This window comes from Microbacterium sp. FW305-3-2-15-F-LB2 (assembly GCF_058787255.1).
On the sequence record NZ_JBYSZO010000001.1, the window covers coordinates 1 to 16914 of the forward strand.

Annotated in this window: 16 protein-coding genes, 2 tRNA genes and 1 pseudogene; 15 read left to right on the forward strand and 4 right to left on the reverse strand. The window is 67.2% G+C overall.

Going from position 1 to position 16914, the window contains the following annotated elements; genetic code table 11:
• The 10 genes and pseudogenes from dnaA to AC3WLZ_RS00050 form a co-directional block, all read left to right on the forward strand.
• Positions 1–1425 (forward strand): chromosomal replication initiator protein DnaA (gene dnaA / locus AC3WLZ_RS00005; RefSeq protein WP_492468536.1); only part of this gene is annotated, 1425 nt, incomplete at its 5' end.
• 359 nt (positions 1426–1784) lie between these two features.
• Positions 1785–2879, forward strand: a pseudogene (dnaN, locus tag AC3WLZ_RS00010) (DNA polymerase III subunit beta); the annotation flags it as partial.
• A gap of 195 nt (positions 2880–3074) precedes the next feature.
• On the forward strand, positions 3075–4226 hold the full coding sequence (gene recF, locus AC3WLZ_RS00015; protein WP_492468537.1) for a DNA replication/repair protein RecF: 1152 nt from the start codon (positions 3075–3077) through the stop codon (positions 4224–4226).
• Complete coding sequence (locus AC3WLZ_RS00020; RefSeq protein ID WP_412923104.1) at positions 4219–4707, forward strand: DciA family protein; 489 nt, start codon at positions 4219–4221, stop codon at positions 4705–4707. Before recF ends, AC3WLZ_RS00020 begins: the two co-directional genes overlap by 8 nt.
• Positions 4708–4826: 119 nt before the next feature.
• Positions 4827–6860: a DNA topoisomerase (ATP-hydrolyzing) subunit B gene (gene gyrB, locus AC3WLZ_RS00025; protein ID WP_412923105.1), complete on the forward strand. Its 2034-nt coding sequence runs from the start codon at positions 4827–4829 to the stop codon at positions 6858–6860.
• 31 nt (positions 6861–6891) lie between these two features.
• Complete coding sequence (gene gyrA / locus AC3WLZ_RS00030; RefSeq protein ID WP_412923106.1) at positions 6892–9516, forward strand: DNA gyrase subunit A; 2625 nt, start codon at positions 6892–6894, stop codon at positions 9514–9516.
• Positions 9513–9917: a DUF3566 domain-containing protein gene (locus AC3WLZ_RS00035; protein WP_412923107.1), complete on the forward strand. Its 405-nt coding sequence runs from the start codon at positions 9513–9515 to the stop codon at positions 9915–9917. The genes gyrA and AC3WLZ_RS00035 overlap by 4 nt, the downstream gene beginning before the upstream one ends.
• 68 nt (positions 9918–9985) lie before the next feature.
• Positions 9986–10059: transfer RNA gene (locus AC3WLZ_RS00040), tRNA-Ile, on the forward strand.
• A 14-nt stretch (positions 10060–10073) separates the two neighbouring features.
• A tRNA-Ala gene (locus AC3WLZ_RS00045) sits at positions 10074–10146 on the forward strand.
• A 69-nt stretch (positions 10147–10215) separates the two neighbouring features.
• Entirely contained in the window at positions 10216–10638 is a 423-nt protein-coding gene (locus AC3WLZ_RS00050) for an NUDIX hydrolase (protein ID WP_412923108.1), read from the forward strand.
• 3 nt (positions 10639–10641) lie between these two features.
• Here AC3WLZ_RS00050 and AC3WLZ_RS00055 read toward each other — a convergent pair whose 3' ends face one another.
• Both AC3WLZ_RS00055 and AC3WLZ_RS00060 read right to left on the reverse strand, forming a co-directional pair.
• A complete protein-coding gene (locus tag AC3WLZ_RS00055; protein ID WP_492468538.1) occupies positions 10642–11115 on the reverse strand; it encodes an aminoacyl-tRNA deacylase in 474 nt (157 codons plus the stop codon).
• A complete protein-coding gene (locus tag AC3WLZ_RS00060; protein ID WP_412923110.1) occupies positions 11112–11684 on the reverse strand; it encodes a DNA helicase in 573 nt (190 codons plus the stop codon). Before AC3WLZ_RS00060 ends, AC3WLZ_RS00055 begins: the two co-directional genes overlap by 4 nt.
• A 100-nt stretch (positions 11685–11784) precedes the next feature.
• On the opposite strand from AC3WLZ_RS00060, the gene AC3WLZ_RS00065 reads away from it, so the two are divergent.
• On the forward strand, positions 11785–12342 hold the full coding sequence (locus tag AC3WLZ_RS00065; protein ID WP_492468539.1) for a peptidylprolyl isomerase: 558 nt from the start codon (positions 11785–11787) through the stop codon (positions 12340–12342).
• Between the two features lie 169 nt (positions 12343–12511).
• On the forward strand, positions 12512–13288 hold the full coding sequence (locus AC3WLZ_RS00070) for a rhomboid family intramembrane serine protease (protein WP_492468540.1): 777 nt from the start codon (positions 12512–12514) through the stop codon (positions 13286–13288).
• A 60-nt stretch (positions 13289–13348) separates the two neighbouring features.
• Here AC3WLZ_RS00070 and AC3WLZ_RS00075 read toward each other — a convergent pair whose 3' ends face one another.
• Entirely contained in the window at positions 13349–13588 is a 240-nt protein-coding gene (locus tag AC3WLZ_RS00075) for a cell division protein CrgA (protein WP_412923113.1), read from the reverse strand.
• 54 nt (positions 13589–13642) lie between these two features.
• Here AC3WLZ_RS00075 and AC3WLZ_RS00080 point away from each other — a divergent pair, with 54 nt between their 5' ends.
• The 3 genes from AC3WLZ_RS00080 to AC3WLZ_RS00090 are packed head-to-tail and all read left to right on the forward strand — an operon-like array spanning position 13643 to position 15209.
• Positions 13643–14416 (forward strand): class E sortase, encoded by a 774-nt coding sequence (locus AC3WLZ_RS00080; protein WP_412923114.1) that lies wholly within the window; start codon positions 13643–13645, stop codon positions 14414–14416.
• Positions 14416–14571 carry a hypothetical protein gene (locus tag AC3WLZ_RS00085; protein WP_412923115.1) on the forward strand — a complete coding sequence of 52 codons (156 nt, stop codon included), beginning with the start codon at positions 14416–14418 and terminating at the stop codon, positions 14569–14571. The genes AC3WLZ_RS00080 and AC3WLZ_RS00085 overlap by 1 nt, the downstream gene beginning before the upstream one ends.
• Positions 14568–15209 (forward strand): anthranilate synthase component II, encoded by a 642-nt coding sequence (locus tag AC3WLZ_RS00090; protein WP_492468542.1) that lies wholly within the window; start codon positions 14568–14570, stop codon positions 15207–15209. Before AC3WLZ_RS00085 ends, AC3WLZ_RS00090 begins: the two co-directional genes overlap by 4 nt.
• Here AC3WLZ_RS00090 and pknB read toward each other — a convergent pair.
• A complete protein-coding gene (pknB, locus tag AC3WLZ_RS00095) occupies positions 15191–16891 on the reverse strand; it encodes a Stk1 family PASTA domain-containing Ser/Thr kinase (protein WP_492468543.1) in 1701 nt (566 codons plus the stop codon). The two genes, AC3WLZ_RS00090 and pknB, sit on opposite strands and share 19 nt — an antisense overlap.
• Positions 16892–16914 lie beyond the last annotated feature (23 nt).

Genomic DNA, 16914 nt, shown 5'->3' on the forward strand with positions numbered 1-16914 from the left:
ATGTCACTGCACCAAGTACCGGATGTTCCCGTCTGGTCCGCCGTGCTCGACCACCTCCTCACCGACGACCGGGTCACCCCCCAGCTTCACGGGTTCCTCAACCTAGCCGTCCCGCAGGGAGTCATGGGGGGAACGCTCTACCTCGACGTGCCCAACGACCTGACCGCCGCCCAGATGAACAAGCGCATGCGGGCGCCCATCCTGGAGGCCCTCACACAGGTACAGGGAGTCGATCCCGAGGTCAGCAACTTCCGCGTCGTCGTCAACCCCGACCTGATCGAGTCGCACCGATCGGCACCGCCCGCCGAGGACCGACCCACGTCGTCGCAGACCACGAGCACCCACTCGCCGATGTCGGAACAGGCCCCTGACCCGATCGTCCCGGCATCCCGCAACGACACTCGCCTGAACCCGAAGTACACCTTCGATAACTTCGTCATCGGCCAGTCCAACCGCTTCGCGCACGCGGCGGCGGTCGCCGTCGCCGAAGCGCCCGCGAAGGCGTACAACCCGCTCTTCATCTACGGAGACTCGGGACTCGGCAAGACCCACCTCCTCCACGCGATCGGCGACTACGCCGCGAGCATGTACGCCGGCATCCGTGTCCGATACGTCTCGAGCGAAGAGTTCACGAACGACTTCATCAACTCGATCGCGAACAACCGCGGCTCCGCATTCCAGGCGCGCTACCGCGACGTCGACATCCTGCTCATCGACGACATCCAGTTCCTGCAGGGGCGCGCCGAGACGCAAGAGGCCTTCTTCCACACGTTCAACACGCTGCACGACCACGACAAGCAGGTCGTGATCACCAGCGACCTGCCGCCGAAGCAGCTCACCGGCTTCGAGGACCGCATGCGAAGCCGCTTCGAGTGGGGTCTGATCACGGACGTGCAGGCGCCCGACCTCGAGACGCGTATCGCGATCCTCCGCAAGAAGGCGCAGAGCGAACGGCTTCTCATCCCCGACGACGTGCTCGAGTACATCGCGACGGTCGTCTCGTCGAACATCCGCGAACTGGAGGGTGCGCTGATCCGCGTCTCCGCGTTCGCGAGTCTGAACCGCTCGACCCTCGACATGTCGTTGGCCCAGACCGTTCTGCGCGACATCATCGATCAAGACGACGCGAACGTCGTGTCGCCGACCGACATCATCACGGCGACGGCTCAGTACTTCAAACTCTCGGTCGACGATCTCTACGGGTCGAGCCGATCACAGGCCGTGGCGACGGCGCGTCAGATCGCCATGTATCTCTGCCGCGAACGGACGAGTCTGTCGTTGCCGAAGATCGGACAGCTGTTCGGCAACCGCGATCACACGACCGTCATGTACGCCTACAAGAAGATCAGCGACCTGATGAAGGAACGCCGGTCGATCTACAACCAGGTCTCGGAGATCACCACCCAGCTCGGCCGCATGCGCTGAGTGCCCACCTGAGGCCAGGGGTTCGTCCGCGTCTGCGGGCGGACCCTTCGCTGTTTTCGGGCCCCGACGGGGCACGAGACGTCTCTCACGGAGATGTCTTCACCCGGTTCTACACAGTGTGGAAAACCTGTGGATAACTCGGAATCTCTGCGGAGGACATGTGAACGACACGCGTACGCCTGTGGAGGGAGCGAAGAACCCACGACCACGCACTCCTGTTAACTGCCCACCCTCTCCGCAACCCGTCCACAGATCACACGCGTGTAGTTCCCTTCTGTTAACACGCATCCCTCGAGTTATCCACAGTCTCCACAGCTGTTAAGAAGATGAAGACCCATTAATGAGTTAACAGAGATCCGATGACCTTGGGGGAGCGATCGCGGGTCGACGTGTGGTCACGCAGCCGGGCACTAGCATGGGAAAGCCATACCGCCGTCAAGGGAGCGCCCGTGAAGTTTCACGTCAATCGCGATGTCTTCAGCGAAGCCGTTTCGTTCGTGGTCAAGCTCCTGCCGCAGCGCAACCCCCAGCCGATCCTTGCTGGTGTCCTGATCGAGGCCGGCGAGCAAGGGCTGACCCTCGGCGCCTTCGACTACGAGGCGTCGGCACGGACGACCATCGAAGCCACCGTCGATGAGCCGGGCACGATCCTGGTCCACGGCCGTCTGCTGTCGGATATCGCCAGCCGCCTCCCGAACGCCCCCATTCAGATCACGGTCGACGACGATGGCGGCATCCTCCTGACGTGCGGCTCCGCCCGATTCACGCTGGCATCCATGCCGGTGCAGGAGTACCCGGCCATCCCGGAGGTCACCGGCGAGTCGGGACTCGTCCCGGCCGACGACTTCGCGACCGCGATCGCCCAGGTCGCCTTCGCCGCGTCGCGCGACGACGTCACCCCTGTCCTCACCGGCGTGCAGCTCGAGGTCACCGGCACGCAGCTGAGCCTCGTCGCCACGGACCGCTACCGCGTCGCGCTGCGCGAGATCCCCTGGGACGGCGGCGCTGCGGCATCCGACGAGCCCACGGCTGCTCTCGTGCCGGCGCGCACCCTGCAGGAGGTCGGCAAGACCTTCGCGCACGGCGGAGACATTTCGATCGCGTTCTCCGGCTCGGGCGACCGCGAGATCATCGCGTTCTCCTCGGGCAACAAGACCGTGACCTCGCTGCTCATCAAGGGCAACTTCCCGCCCGTGCGCCGGCTCTTCCCCGCTCAGACCGAGCACCACAGCGTCGTCAACACGGCCGAGCTCGCCGAGGCCGTCCGTCGCGTCGCGCTGGTGCTCGACCGCTCCGCGCCGCTGCGGTTCACGTTCGGGCCGGACGGGGTGTCGATGGATGCCTCGGGCACCGAGCAGGCGCGCGCGACCGAGTCCGTCGACGCGACGCTCGTCGGCGACGAGGTGACCCTCGGTCTGAACCCGCAGTACCTGCTCGAATCCCTCGGCGCGGTCCGCAGCGAGTTCACGCGGATCACGTTCACCTCGAGCGACAACGCGAACAAGCTCAGCCCCGTGCTGATCACCCCGCAGACCTCGGTCGACAAGGGCGGCGAGGGTTCGTTCAAGTACCTGCTGCAGCCCAACCTGCTGCTTCGCTGACCGGCCGCCGACCCGTCGGATGTCTGAGCCGGCGGGTAGTCTGACCCGGTGATCGTGGAGCAGCTCGGACTAACGGACTTCCGCAATTACGCGGCCGCCGACGTCTCTCTCTCCGCGGGCGCCAACCTTTTCGTCGGCCGCAATGGTCAGGGCAAGACCAATCTCGTCGAGGCCGTCGCCTACCTCGCCACGCTCGGTTCGCACCGCGTCTCCAGCGACGCCCCGATGGTGCGTGACGGGGCGGATGCCGCGATCGTCCGCGCGCGGCTCGCGCACGGCGACCGCAGCGTCCTCCTCGAGCTGCAGCTCAACCGCCAGGGTTCCAACAAGGCGCGGGTCAACGGTGTCAATGTCCGCACCGCCGAGCTTCCCCGTTACGCACAGGTCGTCCTGTTCGCACCGGAGGATCTCCAGATCGTGCGCGGCGACCCGTCGGCGCGGCGACGCTTCGCCGATCAGCTGATCGTCCAGCGCGCCCCGCGGCTCGCGGGGGTTCTCGCCGACTACGACCGCGTGCTGCGCCAGCGGACGGCGCTGCTGAAATCGGCGCGCGCCCGCGGTGTCCGCGGTGACGCCCTCGGGACGCTCGACGTGTGGGACGACAAGCTCGTGTCGCTCGGGACAGAGGTGATCGAGGCGCGACTGGCGTTGGCATCCGATCTGTCCACGCCCGTGGCCGAGGCGTACACCGCGATCGCGGGCGCCGACCACGACCCCCGGCTGCGTTGGGCGCTGTCGGTGGTCGGTGGAGACCCCGAGGAGGGCGACGCAGCCGCCGAGACGGGAACGACGGATTCGCTCGCCGAGCAGTTCCGCTCCGCTCTCGCTGCGCGCCGGTCGATGGAGCTGGAACGCGGGCTGACGCTCGTCGGTCCGCACCGTGACGATCTCGTGCTCGAAGTGCGCGGACTCCCCGTCAAGGGATACGCCTCGCACGGCGAATCGTGGTCGGTCGCGCTCGCCCTGCGCCTGGCATCCGCTGAGCTCCTCCGGGCCGAGTCGCGCCTCGGCGATCCGGTGCTCATCCTCGACGACGTGTTCGCCGAGCTCGACGCCGGTCGTCGCACTCGTCTGGCCGAACTCGCCGCCGGCTACGAACAGGTGATCGTGACCTCCGCCGTCGAAGAAGATGTGCCCGACGGACTCCGCGCGCACGTCGTCCGGGTCGAGGCCGGCCAGATCAAGGATGCCGATGAGTGACGAGCCCGATCTCCCCGAGACGATCGCCACCTATCTGCGGCTGCGTGGCCTGGAACCGTCCCCGTATCGGAAGAAGAAGCGTCGCCGTCGCGGTGGCGACGACGACAACGCTCCATTCACCGCCGGCCGTGACCCTCGCGGACTCGGCGACGTGCTCTCGACCCTGACGAGATCAGCGGGCTGGGAACCGCAGCTGGCCCGCGAAGACCTCGTCCGCACGTGGCACGACGTCGCCGGCGCCGACACCGCCGCGCACACTCGCCCCGTGGCCCTCGACGCGGGGATGTTGACGGTGCAGGCCGACTCCACGGCGTGGGCGAAGCAGCTGCAGTTGATGCGCGCGCACATCCTGTCGGAGATCATCCGACGGTTTCCGGAAGCGGGGGTCGAGTCGATCCGCTTCATCGGGCCGGACGTCCCCTCCTGGAAATGGGGGACGAGAGCCGTTCCAGGCCGCGGTCCGCGCGATACCTACGGTTAGGCCATGGTCCGGACTGGTCCGGTGCGATTTCTCCCCTCCTAGGGGCGTACACACCGCTTTACGAGGCCTCGCGCGGTAAGATGGAGATTCCGACGAATCGATCTGGAGCTCGCGAAGTCATGACGTCCGAAAACCCCGACACCGTTTCCGAGGAACCCGAAAAGGCCAGCACGAAGGTTTCGAACGAGTACGGGGCAGACGCCATCCAGGTGCTCGAGGGGCTCGAGGCCGTTCGCAAGCGTCCCGGCATGTACATCGGCTCGACCGGTGAGCGCGGCCTGCACCACCTCGTCCAAGAGATCGTCGACAACTCCGTCGACGAGGCCCTCGCCGGCCACTGCGATCTGATCGACGTCACCATCCTTACCGACGGTGCCGTCCGCGTGATCGACAACGGCCGTGGCATCCCGGTCGATATGCACCGCACCGAGGGCAAGTCGACCGTCGAGGTCGTCCTGACCGTCCTCCACGCTGGCGGCAAGTTCGGCGGCGGCGGGTACGCGGTCTCCGGTGGTCTGCACGGCGTGGGGTCCTCTGTCGTCAACGCCCTCTCCACGCGCCTCGAGGTCGAGGTGAAGCGCCAGGGACACGCGTGGCGCCAGTCGTTCCGCGACGGCGGCGTGCCGTTGGCCCCGCTCGCGAAGGGCGAAGAGACCGAAGAGACCGGGACGTCGATCACGTTCTGGCCGGATGCCACGATCTTCGACACCGTCGATTTCGACTACGACACCCTTCGCACCCGCTTCCAGCAGATGGCGTTCCTGAACAAGGGGCTGCGCATCAGCCTGCGCGACGAGCGCCCGCAGGCCGTCGTGACCGAGGGTGAGCCGGGCGAAGAGACCACGCAGGGCCGCCACGACAGCTTCCTGTACGAGCGCGGCCTGGTCGACTACGTGGAGCACCTCAACCGCGTCCGCAAGGCCGACGTGGTCAACGAGGACATCATCGAGGTCGAGTCGGAAGACACCGATCGCAACATCGCGCTCGAGCTCGCCATGCAGTGGACGACGGCGTACACCGAGAACGTCTTCACGTTCGCGAACACCATCAACACCCACGAGGGCGGCACGCACGAGGAGGGATTCCGTGCGGCGCTGACGACGCTCGTCAACCGCTACGCGCGCGCGAACAACCTCCTGAAGGAGAAGGACGACAACCTCACCGGTGAAGACATCCGTGAGGGTCTCACCGCCGTCATCTCCGTGAAGCTCTCTGAGCCGCAGTTCGAGGGTCAGACGAAGACCAAGCTCGGCAACACCGAGGCGCGTGCCTACGTGCAGAAGGTCGTCGGCGACAAGTTGGGCGACTGGTTCGACCGCAACCCCGCGCAGGCGAAGAACGTCATCCGGAAGGCGATCGACGCCGCGACCGCGCGTCTGGCTGCCCGCAAAGCGCGCGAGACCGCACGTCGTAAAAGCGTCTTCGAGTCGGCCGCCATGCCCGACAAGCTGAAGGACTGCACGTCGAAAGACCCCTCGATCAGCGAGATCTTCCTCGTCGAGGGGGACTCGGCCGGCGGCTCGGCGGTGCAGGGACGCGACCCCCACACCCAGGCGATCCTGGCGCTGCGCGGCAAGATCCTCAACGTCGAGCGTGCGCGCCTCGACCGGGCGCTCGGCAACAAGGAAGTCCAGGCGATGATCCAGGCCTTCGGCACGGGCATCGGCGAAGACTTCGACATGGCCAAGGCGCGGTACCACAAGATCGTCCTGATGGCGGATGCCGACGTCGACGGCCAGCACATCACGACGCTGCTGCTCACGCTCCTCTTCCGCTACATGCGCGGACTCATCGAGGCGGGCTACGTCTACCTCGCGCAGCCGCCGCTGTACCGCTTGAAGTGGTCGAACCACCCGCACGAGTACGCCTACAGCGACCGCGAGCGGGATGCCCTGCTCGTCGAGGGGCAGGCCGCCGGGCGCCGCATCCCCAAGGACAACGGCATCCAGCGCTACAAGGGTCTGGGTGAGATGAACGATCACGAGCTCTGGGAGACCACGATGGATCCCGAGACCCGCACGCTCCGGCAGGTCACGATTGACGACGCGGCCGCGGCCGACGAGATCTTCTCGGTGCTCATGGGTGAGGACGTCGAGTCGCGCCGCAGCTTCATCCAGCGCAACGCAAAAGACGTCCGCTTCCTCGACATCTGAACCGGTCGACTCGATACGAAACTGAGATTCCATGGCTGACGACATCACTCCCGAGCCCGCCGACGGGCCCGCAGAGCCCCTTCACAACCACGGCAAGATCGACCAGGTCGACCTCCAGCTCGAGATGCAGCGGAGCTACCTCGACTACGCCATGAGCGTCATCGTCGGGCGCGCCCTGCCCGACGTGCGCGACGGGTTGAAGCCCGTCCACCGCCGCGTGATCTACGGCATGTACGACGGCGGCTTCCGCCCCGACAAGTCGTTCTCGAAGTGCGCCCGCGTCGTCGGCGAGGTCATGGGGCACTACCACCCGCACGGCGACGCTCCGATCTACGACGCTCTCGTGCGCCTGGTGCAGCCGTGGTCGCTGCGGTACCCGCTGGCCCTCGGCCAGGGCAACTTCGGTTCGCCCGGAAACCAGGGTGCAGCCGCGCCCCGGTACACCGAGACGAAGATGGCTCCCCTCGCGCTCGAGATGGTGCGCGACATCGAGGAAGAGACCGTCAACTTCGAGGACAACTACGACGGTCAGACGCAGGAACCGACGGTTCTTCCGGCCCGCTTCCCGAACCTGCTCGTCAACGGTTCGGTCGGTATCGCCGTCGGCATGGCGACCAACATCCCCCCGCACAACCTGCGCGAGGTGTCCGCCGGTGCTTTGTGGGCTCTGGAGAACCCGGATGCCACCCGTGAAGAACTGCTCGAAGCCCTTATGGAGCGCATCCCCGGGCCCGACTTCCCGACGCGCGCGCAGATCCTCGGCACCCGTGGCATCAAGGACGCCTACCGCACCGGCCGCGGGTCGATCACGATGCGGGCGGTCGTCAACATCGAGGAGATCCAGGGCCGCACGTGCCTCGTGATCACCGAACTGCCGTACCAGGTCAACCCCGACAACGTCGCGGTCAAGATCGGTGACCTCGCCCGCGAGGGCAAGATCACCGGGATCGCCGACATTCGCGACGAGACGTCGGGCCGTACCGGTCAGCGCCTGGTCATCGTGCTGAAGCGCGACGCGGTCGCCAAGGTCGTCCTGAACAACCTGTACAAGCACACGCAGCTGCAGGAGAACTTCGGCGCGAACATGCTCGCGATCGTCGACGGCGTGCCCCGCACGCTCTCGCTCGACGGGTTCATCAGCCTCTGGATCGATCACCAGGTCGAGGTCATCGTCCGGCGCACGCGCTACCGCCTGCGCAAGGCCGAGGAGCGCATGCACATCCTGCGCGGCTACCTCAAGGCGCTCGACGCGCTGGACGAGGTCATCGCGCTCATCCGTCGGTCTCCGACGGCCCAGGATGCCAACGAGGGCCTCCAGAAGCTCCTCGACATCGACGACATCCAGGCGCAGGCGATCCTCGACATGCAGCTGCGCCGCCTCGCGGCGCTCGAGCGGCAGAAGATCGTCGACGAGGCGCAGGAGCTCGAGGCCCGCATCGCGGACTACAACGACATCCTCGCGACCCCGGCGCGCCAGCGCACCATCATCCGTGACGAGCTCACCGCGATCGTGGACCGTTTCGGCGACGACCGCCGTACCGAGATCCTGCACGGATTCGACGGCGACGTGTCGGTCGAAGACCTCATCGCCGAAGAAGAGATGGTCGTCACCGTCACGCGCGACGGCTACATCAAGCGCACCCGCAGCGACAACTACCGCTCGCAGCACCGCGGCGGCAAGGGCGTGAAGGGCGCACAGCTCCGCGCCGATGACGTGGTCGAGCACTTCTTCGTCACCACGACCCACCACTGGCTCCTGTTCTTCACGAACAAGGGACGCGTGTACCGCTCCAAGGCGTACGAGGTTCCCGAGGCCGGCCGGGATGCCAAGGGCCAGCACGTGGCGAACCTCCTCGCGCTGCAGCCCGACGAAGAGATCGCCCAGATCCTCGACATCCGCGACTACAACGTCGCGACGTACCTCGTGCTCGCGACGCGTGCCGGACTCGTGAAGAAGACCCGTCTGACCGAGTACGACACCAACCGCCAGGGCGGCGTCATCGCGATCAAGCTCCGCGGTCAGGCGTCCGACGACGGCGACGAGGCCGAACCGGGCACCGCCGATGAGCTCGTCAGCGCCCTGCTGGTCGACGAGGGCGACGACATCCTCCTCATCAGCCGCCTGGGCATGTCGTTGCGCTTCTCCGCGACGGACAGCGCTCTGCGCCCGATGGGACGCTCGACGTCGGGCGTGAAGGGCATGGAGTTCCGTGCGGGCGACAGCCTGCTCTCGGCATCCGTCGCCAAGGACGATGAGTACGTGTTCATCGTCACCGAAGGCGGATACGCCAAGCGCACTTCGGTCACCGAATACCGGATGCAGAACCGGGGCGGGCTGGGCATCAAGGTGGCCCGTCTGACGGACGATCGCGGCGTCTTGGCCGGCGGTTTGATGGTGTCCGAGGGCGACGAGGTCCTTGTGGTTCTTGCCAGCGGCAAGGTGGTACGCTCCTCCGTGGCCGAGGTGCCTGCCAAGGGTCGCGACACGATGGGTGTCGTGTTCGCCCGCGCCGGAGGCGATGATCGCATCATCGCAATCGCCCGGAACAGCGAGCGAAACCTGACCGAGACGACGGAGACGACCCCCGATCCGGCCGCGCCCGACGCCGCCGAGACCGCCTCGTCCGAGACCCCCGAGGAAAGTACTGACGCATGAGCACGGTAGCCGACAAACTCGCCAAGAAGTCGACGCACAAGACCCCTGCGAAGCAGGTACGTCTCCGGCTCGTGTACGTCGACTTCTGGTCGGCCGTGAAGCTGTCGTTCCTGGCGGCCGTCGCCATTGCCATCGTCACGGTGGTGTCGTACTTCCTGGTGTATCTCGTGGTGAGCGCGACCGGTCTCATCGGCAAGGCCGACGAGTTCTTCGCGAGCTTCACCGACGGGAGCGCGACGCTCTCGCAGTACGTGGGTCTGCCCCAGGTGATGGCTTTCGCCGCCATCGTCGCGATCCTCAATCTCGTCGTCGTGACCGTGATGGGCGCGGTGGTCGCCGGCATCTACAACCTCGCGGTCAAGGTCACGGGCGGCCTGCTCGTAGGCTTCACCTCGAACTGACACCGATTCGGAAAAACCTCGGGATTCAGGTAAAGTCTTCGAGGTTGACCACGATGCGTCAGCAAGACGGGGCTATAGCTCAGGCGGTTAGAGCGCTTCACTGATAATGAAGAGGTCCCAGGTTCAAGTCCTGGTAGCCCCACCCGTTCCCTTCCCGGGGCCTTAGCTCAGTTGGTAGAGCGCCTGCTTTGCAAGCAGGATGTCAGGAGTTCGAATCTCCTAGGCTCCACAACATCACCCTCGCAGGCTCCTCCCGATCGCCGCGCGCGTCGTCACCGGCGCGGATACAGTGATCGCAATGGACATGCGAGTCGCCGCGTACGCCGTCATCACGGACGCCGACGATCGCGTCCTGCTCGCGCACTGGGTCGACGGTCGAAAGGCGGCATGGACGCTGCCGGGCGGCGGCCTCGAGGACGGGGAAGACCCGGAGCGCGCTGTGCGCCGCGAGGTCCGCGAGGAGACCGGCTTCCGGGTCGCTGTCGACGATCTCCTCGGCATCCATTCGCGCGTGATCCCGGCGGAGTCACGGCTATCCGAGGACGCCCAGGGTCCGCTCCACGCCCTGCGGATCGTGTACCGGGCGCACATCGTCGGTGGGCGCCTGCGCTACGAGGTCGACGGGTCGACCGACCGCGCGGCGTGGTTCACATTGCCGGCGGCGCGGCGCCTGCGGCGGGTGCAGCTCGTCGACGTCGCCTTCCGGATGGCGAAGCTGTAGCCGTCAGCCGCGGGGTGCCGTGATGTCGGCGACGGTGGCTCCGTAGGCACGGATCAGATCGTCGGCATCCACGAACAGGCTGTGCCCGTGGGCTCCGGCACCCATCGCGATGCGCCGGCCGACGATGCTCTCGTCGGCGTAGACGGGCCAGTCGTGCGTGCTCCCGATCGGGACGATGGTGCCGCGCTCGTATCCCGTCGCGGCGAGGGCGACCTCGGGCTCCGGCAGGCGCAGCTTGTTGACGCCGACGAGGGCGCGCAGCTTCGGCCACGAGATGACCTTGTCACCCGGTACGAGGGCGAACAGGAAAGTGTCGTCGGATCGCTTCACGACGAGCGTCTTGACGATGTCGTCCTGATGGATGCCGAGCAATGCGGCTGCCTCGTCGAGAGATTTGGCGGCCGGTCGTTCGCGTACATCGACAGAGAGGCCGCGCTGGAGCGCGGCCTCTCTTACTCTGCTGGTGGGGTCGCTCACGCGTCGGGAGCGCGCAGCGGGTCGTCTGCCACCCACAGCTCGTCATCGGCACGCAGCGTCTGCCATGCGGCGTACGCGACGCCGACGGCGGCGGCGACGCCGAGGAGGATGGCGATGACGCCACCGGCACCGATGCCGTCGTTCTGCTTGGGAAGCTTGGCGGCGAGGCGCTTGCTGGCCTTCTTGCCGTACTTCTCGGCACGCTTGGCGTACTTGTGCGTGTCGAGTTCGAAACCGCGACCCTTGGCCAGGCGGTCACGCGTGTCGCCCGCGGCATCCCACACCGACAATGCCCCGCCGACGACGGCACCGGCCGCCGGGACCAGCTTGTGGCTGAGGAAACGGTTGGCGTAGGAGACGCTCTTGTCGACGTACGGCGCGGCGTACTTGTCGTACCCGTCGTGAACGGTGGGAACGAGGTCTTCGCGGCTGAAGCGGCCGAGCTGGCGGCCTGCTTCGCGGGCAACCTTTCCACTCTCGCCCAGCAGCACCTGCTGAGACTCCCACACCTTTGCGGCGTGCTTCTGGAGCTTGCGCAGTTCCTTCTTGCTCTTGCGGCTGAGGCCCACGGCTTCATCCTCCCTGTCGATGGGATGTACGCCCCTCATCTTGCCAGAACGGGGCTGTCCGTCCGCCGACCCTTGCAGATAACTCTGAGAGAATGTACCCATGGCTTCCCACACCGCCGTCGCGACCCTTCACACCAACCACGGCGACATCGTCGTCAACCTGTTCGGAGACCACGCTCCCCGGACCGTCCGGAACTTCGTCGGCCTCGCCGACGGCACGCAGGAATGGACCAACCCGGCCACGGGCGCCAAGGGCGAGGGTCCTCTCTACTCGAACGTCGTGTTCCACCGCATCATCCCCGGCTTCATGATCCAGGGCGGCGACCCGCTCGGTCAGGGCGTCGGCGGCCCCGGCTACACGTTCAACGACGAGATCCACCCCGAGCTGGACTTCTCCGCTCCCTACAAGCTGGCCATGGCCAACGCCGGTCTCCGCCGGAACGCCATCACCGGACAGCCCGAGGGCACCAACGGGTCGCAGTTCTTCATCACGACCGACCCGACCCCGTGGCTGCAGGGCAAGCACACGATCTTCGGCGAGGTCGCCGACGACGCCTCGAAGAAGGTCGTCGACGCGATCAGCAAGGTTCCCACCGCCGCCGGTGACCGTCCCGTCGAGCCCGTCGTGCTCGAGTCGGTCGACGTCGTCGCCGCCTGACCTTCGGCGGCGGCGGGTGTCAACGACTGAGGAGTTCCGTCGCAACAGCGACAACTTCTGCTACCGGCATCCGGACCGGCAGAGCTTCGTGCTCTGCCAGCGGTGTCTTCGCACGGTATGTCCGGAATGTCGTACACCCGCCGCCGTCGGCGTCATCTGCCCCGAGTGCATGGCCCAACAGAGGGCCACGGAGACGCCCGCGCAGAAGAAGGCGAAGCGGCGCTGGTCGCGTTCGGCGCCGGCGGCGATCGTCGCGAGCGGTCGCCCCGTTGCGACGTTGACGATCATCGCGATCACCGGCCTCGCCTACGTCATCGGGCTCATCCCGGGCGTCGGTGGCATCATCGGCAACGCCCTGGCCTTCTACCCGCCGTACCTCGTCCCGCAGTTCGGACCGATCGAGCCCTGGCGGCTCTTCACCGCCGCTCTCGTCCACTCCGGGTTCTTCCACATCGGCCTCAACATGCTGGCGCTGTGGTTCATCGGTCGCAACCTCGAGCCGCTCCTCGGTCGGTGGCGGTTCGTGGTGCTGTACGTGCTCGGCGCCCTCGGCGGATCGGTCGCCGTCGCGCTCCTGGCCCCGACGACCGTCGTCGTGGGTGCCTCCGGCGCGATCTTCGCTCTGTTCGGCGCACTGCTGGTCATCGGGCGGCACATCGGCGCCGATATCCGCGTCATCGCGGTGCTCATCGGCATCAACTTCGCCTGGCCGTTCGTGGTGGCCTTCATCTCGTCGTTGACCACCGGCGATTTCGGCGCGGCGCTCGCCAACGTGGGCGTCTCCTGGCAAGCGCACCTGGGCGGCCTCGTCGTCGGCGCGCTCGTCGGCGTGATCTACGCGCGCACTCGGCTGACCCGCCAACGTCCCGTCCAGATCGGACTGCTCGTCCTTGTCACCGTCGGGCTTTTCGCGCTTCTCGTCATCCCCGCCGTGTTCTACTACTGAAGTTATCCACAGGCTCATCCACAGCTGGGGATGAATTACACGGGTGTAAGTCCGTCGAGATCAGCGCCAGCGCGTGGTCATCAAGAAGCCGACGAAGGCGATTCCGAAACCGATGACGAGATTCCACGCGCCGATGCCCGGCACAGGGAACTGGGAGTTGCTCAAGTAGAAGACGAGAACCCATACCAAGCCGACGAGCATGAGACCGATCATGATCGGGAGGAACCACACCGGATTGGGCGTGGAACCGTTGTCGTTGCGCTCAGCGATCGGGTCTTCGCCGTTGCCAGTACGTGCCATGCGGGTCAGTCTAACGGCCAGGTCACGATGACCCTACGGAACTAGACTCGGCAGGTGTCCACGGTCGAGCCGCCCCTCACGCGACGCGCGTCACGTCGGCGTCCGCCGCGTGGTCGCCGGGTCACGGTGCTCGCGGTCCTGGGCGATCTGCTCCTCACTGCCGGTGTCGTGGTGCTTCTCTTCGTCGGGTGGCAGCTGTGGATCGGCGATGCCATCATCGGTGCCCAGTTCAAGAGCGAAGCAGGCGCCCTGACAGACGAGTGGGCGGCCGCACCGGCGGCACCGAGCGCGTCCGCGGACCCGACGGCGCCGAGCCCCGCCGAGCCCCCCGCCCTTGCACAGCCTGGGAACGGCGAGGTTTTCGGCGTCCTTCGCATCCCGCGCCTCGGTCCCGATTACCAGTTCAAGCTCGCCGGTGGGGTCAGCGCGTCGGTCACGCTCGATCCGATCGGGATCGGGCACTACCCCGACACCGCGATGCCCGGCCAGGAGGGGAACTTCGCCATCGCCGGGCACCGTGGCAGTCACGGAGCGCCCTTCGCGGACCTGCCGTCCCTCCGCATCGGCGACGCCGTCATCGTCGAGACGCCCGACGGCTGGTACACCTACCGCTTCCGCAACCTCGAGTACGTCCGCCCCGACGGCGTGCAGGTTCTGCTCCCCGTGCCGCAGCAGCCCGAGGTCCAGGCCACCGACAAGGTGATCACGATGACCACGTGCAGCCCCCGGTACGGTTCCGCCGAGCGCGCCATCGCGTACGGAGTCTTCGAATCGTTCACCGCGCGCGCGGACGGACCGCCCGCGTCCCTGACCTCTGGAGCCGCCTGATGTACGCCGCTCTCTGGCGCGTTCTGCCCGGCCCCTGGTGGGTCCGCCTCCTCATCGTCCTCGTGCTCGCCGCGGCGGTGCTCTACGGGCTCTTCTTCTACGTCTTCCCGTGGGCGAGCGACATCCTTTATCCACAGGAGGTAACGGTCGAGTGAGCTTCCGCGTGGTCGTCGTCGACAACCGCGACAGCTTCGTCCACACCCTGGCCGGGTACCTCACCGACCTGGGTGCCCGCGTGACGACGCACGCGGCGCGAGAGCTCGACATCGAGGCCACTGTCGCCGACGCCGATGCGATCCTCATCTCGCCCGGCCCCGGCCATCCGCTCGACGCCGGCGCTTCGGTCGGGGTGGTCCATGCGGCCCACGCGGCCGGCATCCCGCTGCTCGGCGTGTGTCTCGGCCATCAGGCGCTCGCCGTCGCGTTCGGCGGGCAGGTCGTCCGGGCCCCTGAGCTCCTGCACGGGATCACCAGTCGCATCCACCACGACGGCCGGGGGATCTTCGCCGACCTCCCCGACGGCTTCGCGGCCACGCGGTACCACTCGCTCGCCGTGGACGCAGGATCCGTACCCGATGAGCTCACGGTGACCGCGACCAGCGAGTCCGGCGTCATCATGGGGCTCGCGCATCGCACGTCACCCCTCGTCGGCGTCCAGTTCCACCCGGAGAGCATCCTGACCGAACACGGCCACGCCCTCCTCGGTGCGTGGCTCGAGGATGCCGGACTTCGCGGCGCGGCGGACACGGGCCGCCGCCTGCAGCCGCGGCGGGATCAGGAACCGCTGCAGTAGGTCAGCGTGATCTCGCTGTGGATGGGGACCTCGCCGGGCGAGAGGGACTGGGTCTTCACCAGGGAAGGCGTCGCGGCCGGGCACCCGGGGTCTTCCTGCGTACGCACGGTCAGCTGCTTGTCGGTGGCTTCCAACTCGCGCTGAGCGACATCGACGGGGTAGCCCTCGTAGTTCACGATGACGACCGTGCCGCTGGCGACCACCAAGTTCACGGTGGTGCCCTTGGCGACCTCCGTCCCGGAAGCCACGCTCGCCGAGATGACGACCCCGGCGGCCAGGGCCGGGTCGGGCTTCCGCTGCACGAGGCCGAGCGAGAGGCCTGCCGATTCGAGCGCGGTGCGAGCCTCGGATTCGTTGATGCCCTCGAGGATCGGAACCTTTGCCGTGTCGGCGCCCGTCGAGACGTAGACCGTCACCTCTTGGCCCGCGGCGACCGACGTCTCGGCGCTCGGCGTCGTGCGGACGACGTTGCCCTCCGGGACCGCGGGATCAGCGATGTCGACCCGCTTGGCGGTGAGGTCTTGCTCCGTCAGCGCCTCCACGGCTTGGTCGTACGTCATGTCGACGACGCTGGGAACGGTGCGTCCGACGGAGGGCACCGTGGACGACGGCTGGATCTGAATCACCCACAGCAGCACGGAGACGAGCAGGACGGCCAGGACGGCGACACCCGCCCAGATCCAGGCCACCGGTGGTCCGGGCTGCGTACGCCGCATCGTCGTGTCCGTGCTCAGCTGGCGCAGCGAACGCGCCGTCTCAGCCGCCTGACGCGGGTTCGGTCCGTACAGTTCGTTCGACAGCGCCGACATCTGACGCTTCGTGGGCTCCTTGCCCTCGACCGTGGCATCCAAGTCTTCACGGAACCCGGCGGCGTCCTGCGGGCGCTGGAAAGGATCCTTGGCGAGAGCACGGAGCACCACGGCGTCGAGCGCACGCGGAACGGCGTCGTTGATCTCGCTCGGCGGCAGCGGTGCTTCGCTGACGTGCTGGTAGGCCACGGCCACCGGGGTCTCGCCCCGGAACGGCGGACGGCCCGTCAGGAGTTCGTACAACACGACACCGGTGGAGTACAGGTCGGCGCGGGCGTCCACCGACTCGCCCTTGGCCTGCTCCGGTGAGAAGTACGCCGCCGTCCCCACGATGGCCGTCGTCTCCGCGACGGTCGACGACGAGTCCGAGACGGCCCGTGCGATACCGAAGTCCATCACCTTGACGCGGCCGGTGTCGGTGATCATGACGTTGCCGGGCTTGATGTCGCGGTGCACGACACCGGCGCGGTGGGAGTACTCCAGCGCCTCCAGGATGCCGTCGGCGTAGCGCAGCGCGTCGTCGAGGGGGACGGGACCGGCCGCGATGACGTCTTTCAGGAGTCGTCCGTGGACGAGTTCCATCACGATGTACGGCACGGGCCGTTCGATCCCGTCCGCGCCGACCTCGACATCCTCGCCGGCGTCGAACACCCGGACGATCGTCGGGTGCGCCATGCGGGAAGCCGCCTGTGCCTCGAGACGGAACCGCGTGCGGAACGCGGCGTCGCTGGCGAGGTCGGCCTTGAGGATCTTGATCGCCACCGTGCGCCCGAGCGTCTGATCGTAGCCGCGGTAGACGCTGGCCATACCGCCGCGACCGATGAGGTCGTCGACGCGGTAGCGTCCGGAGAGGACGCGCGTCTCAGTGGTCACGGGGGAACTCCTGGCGTGGTGGG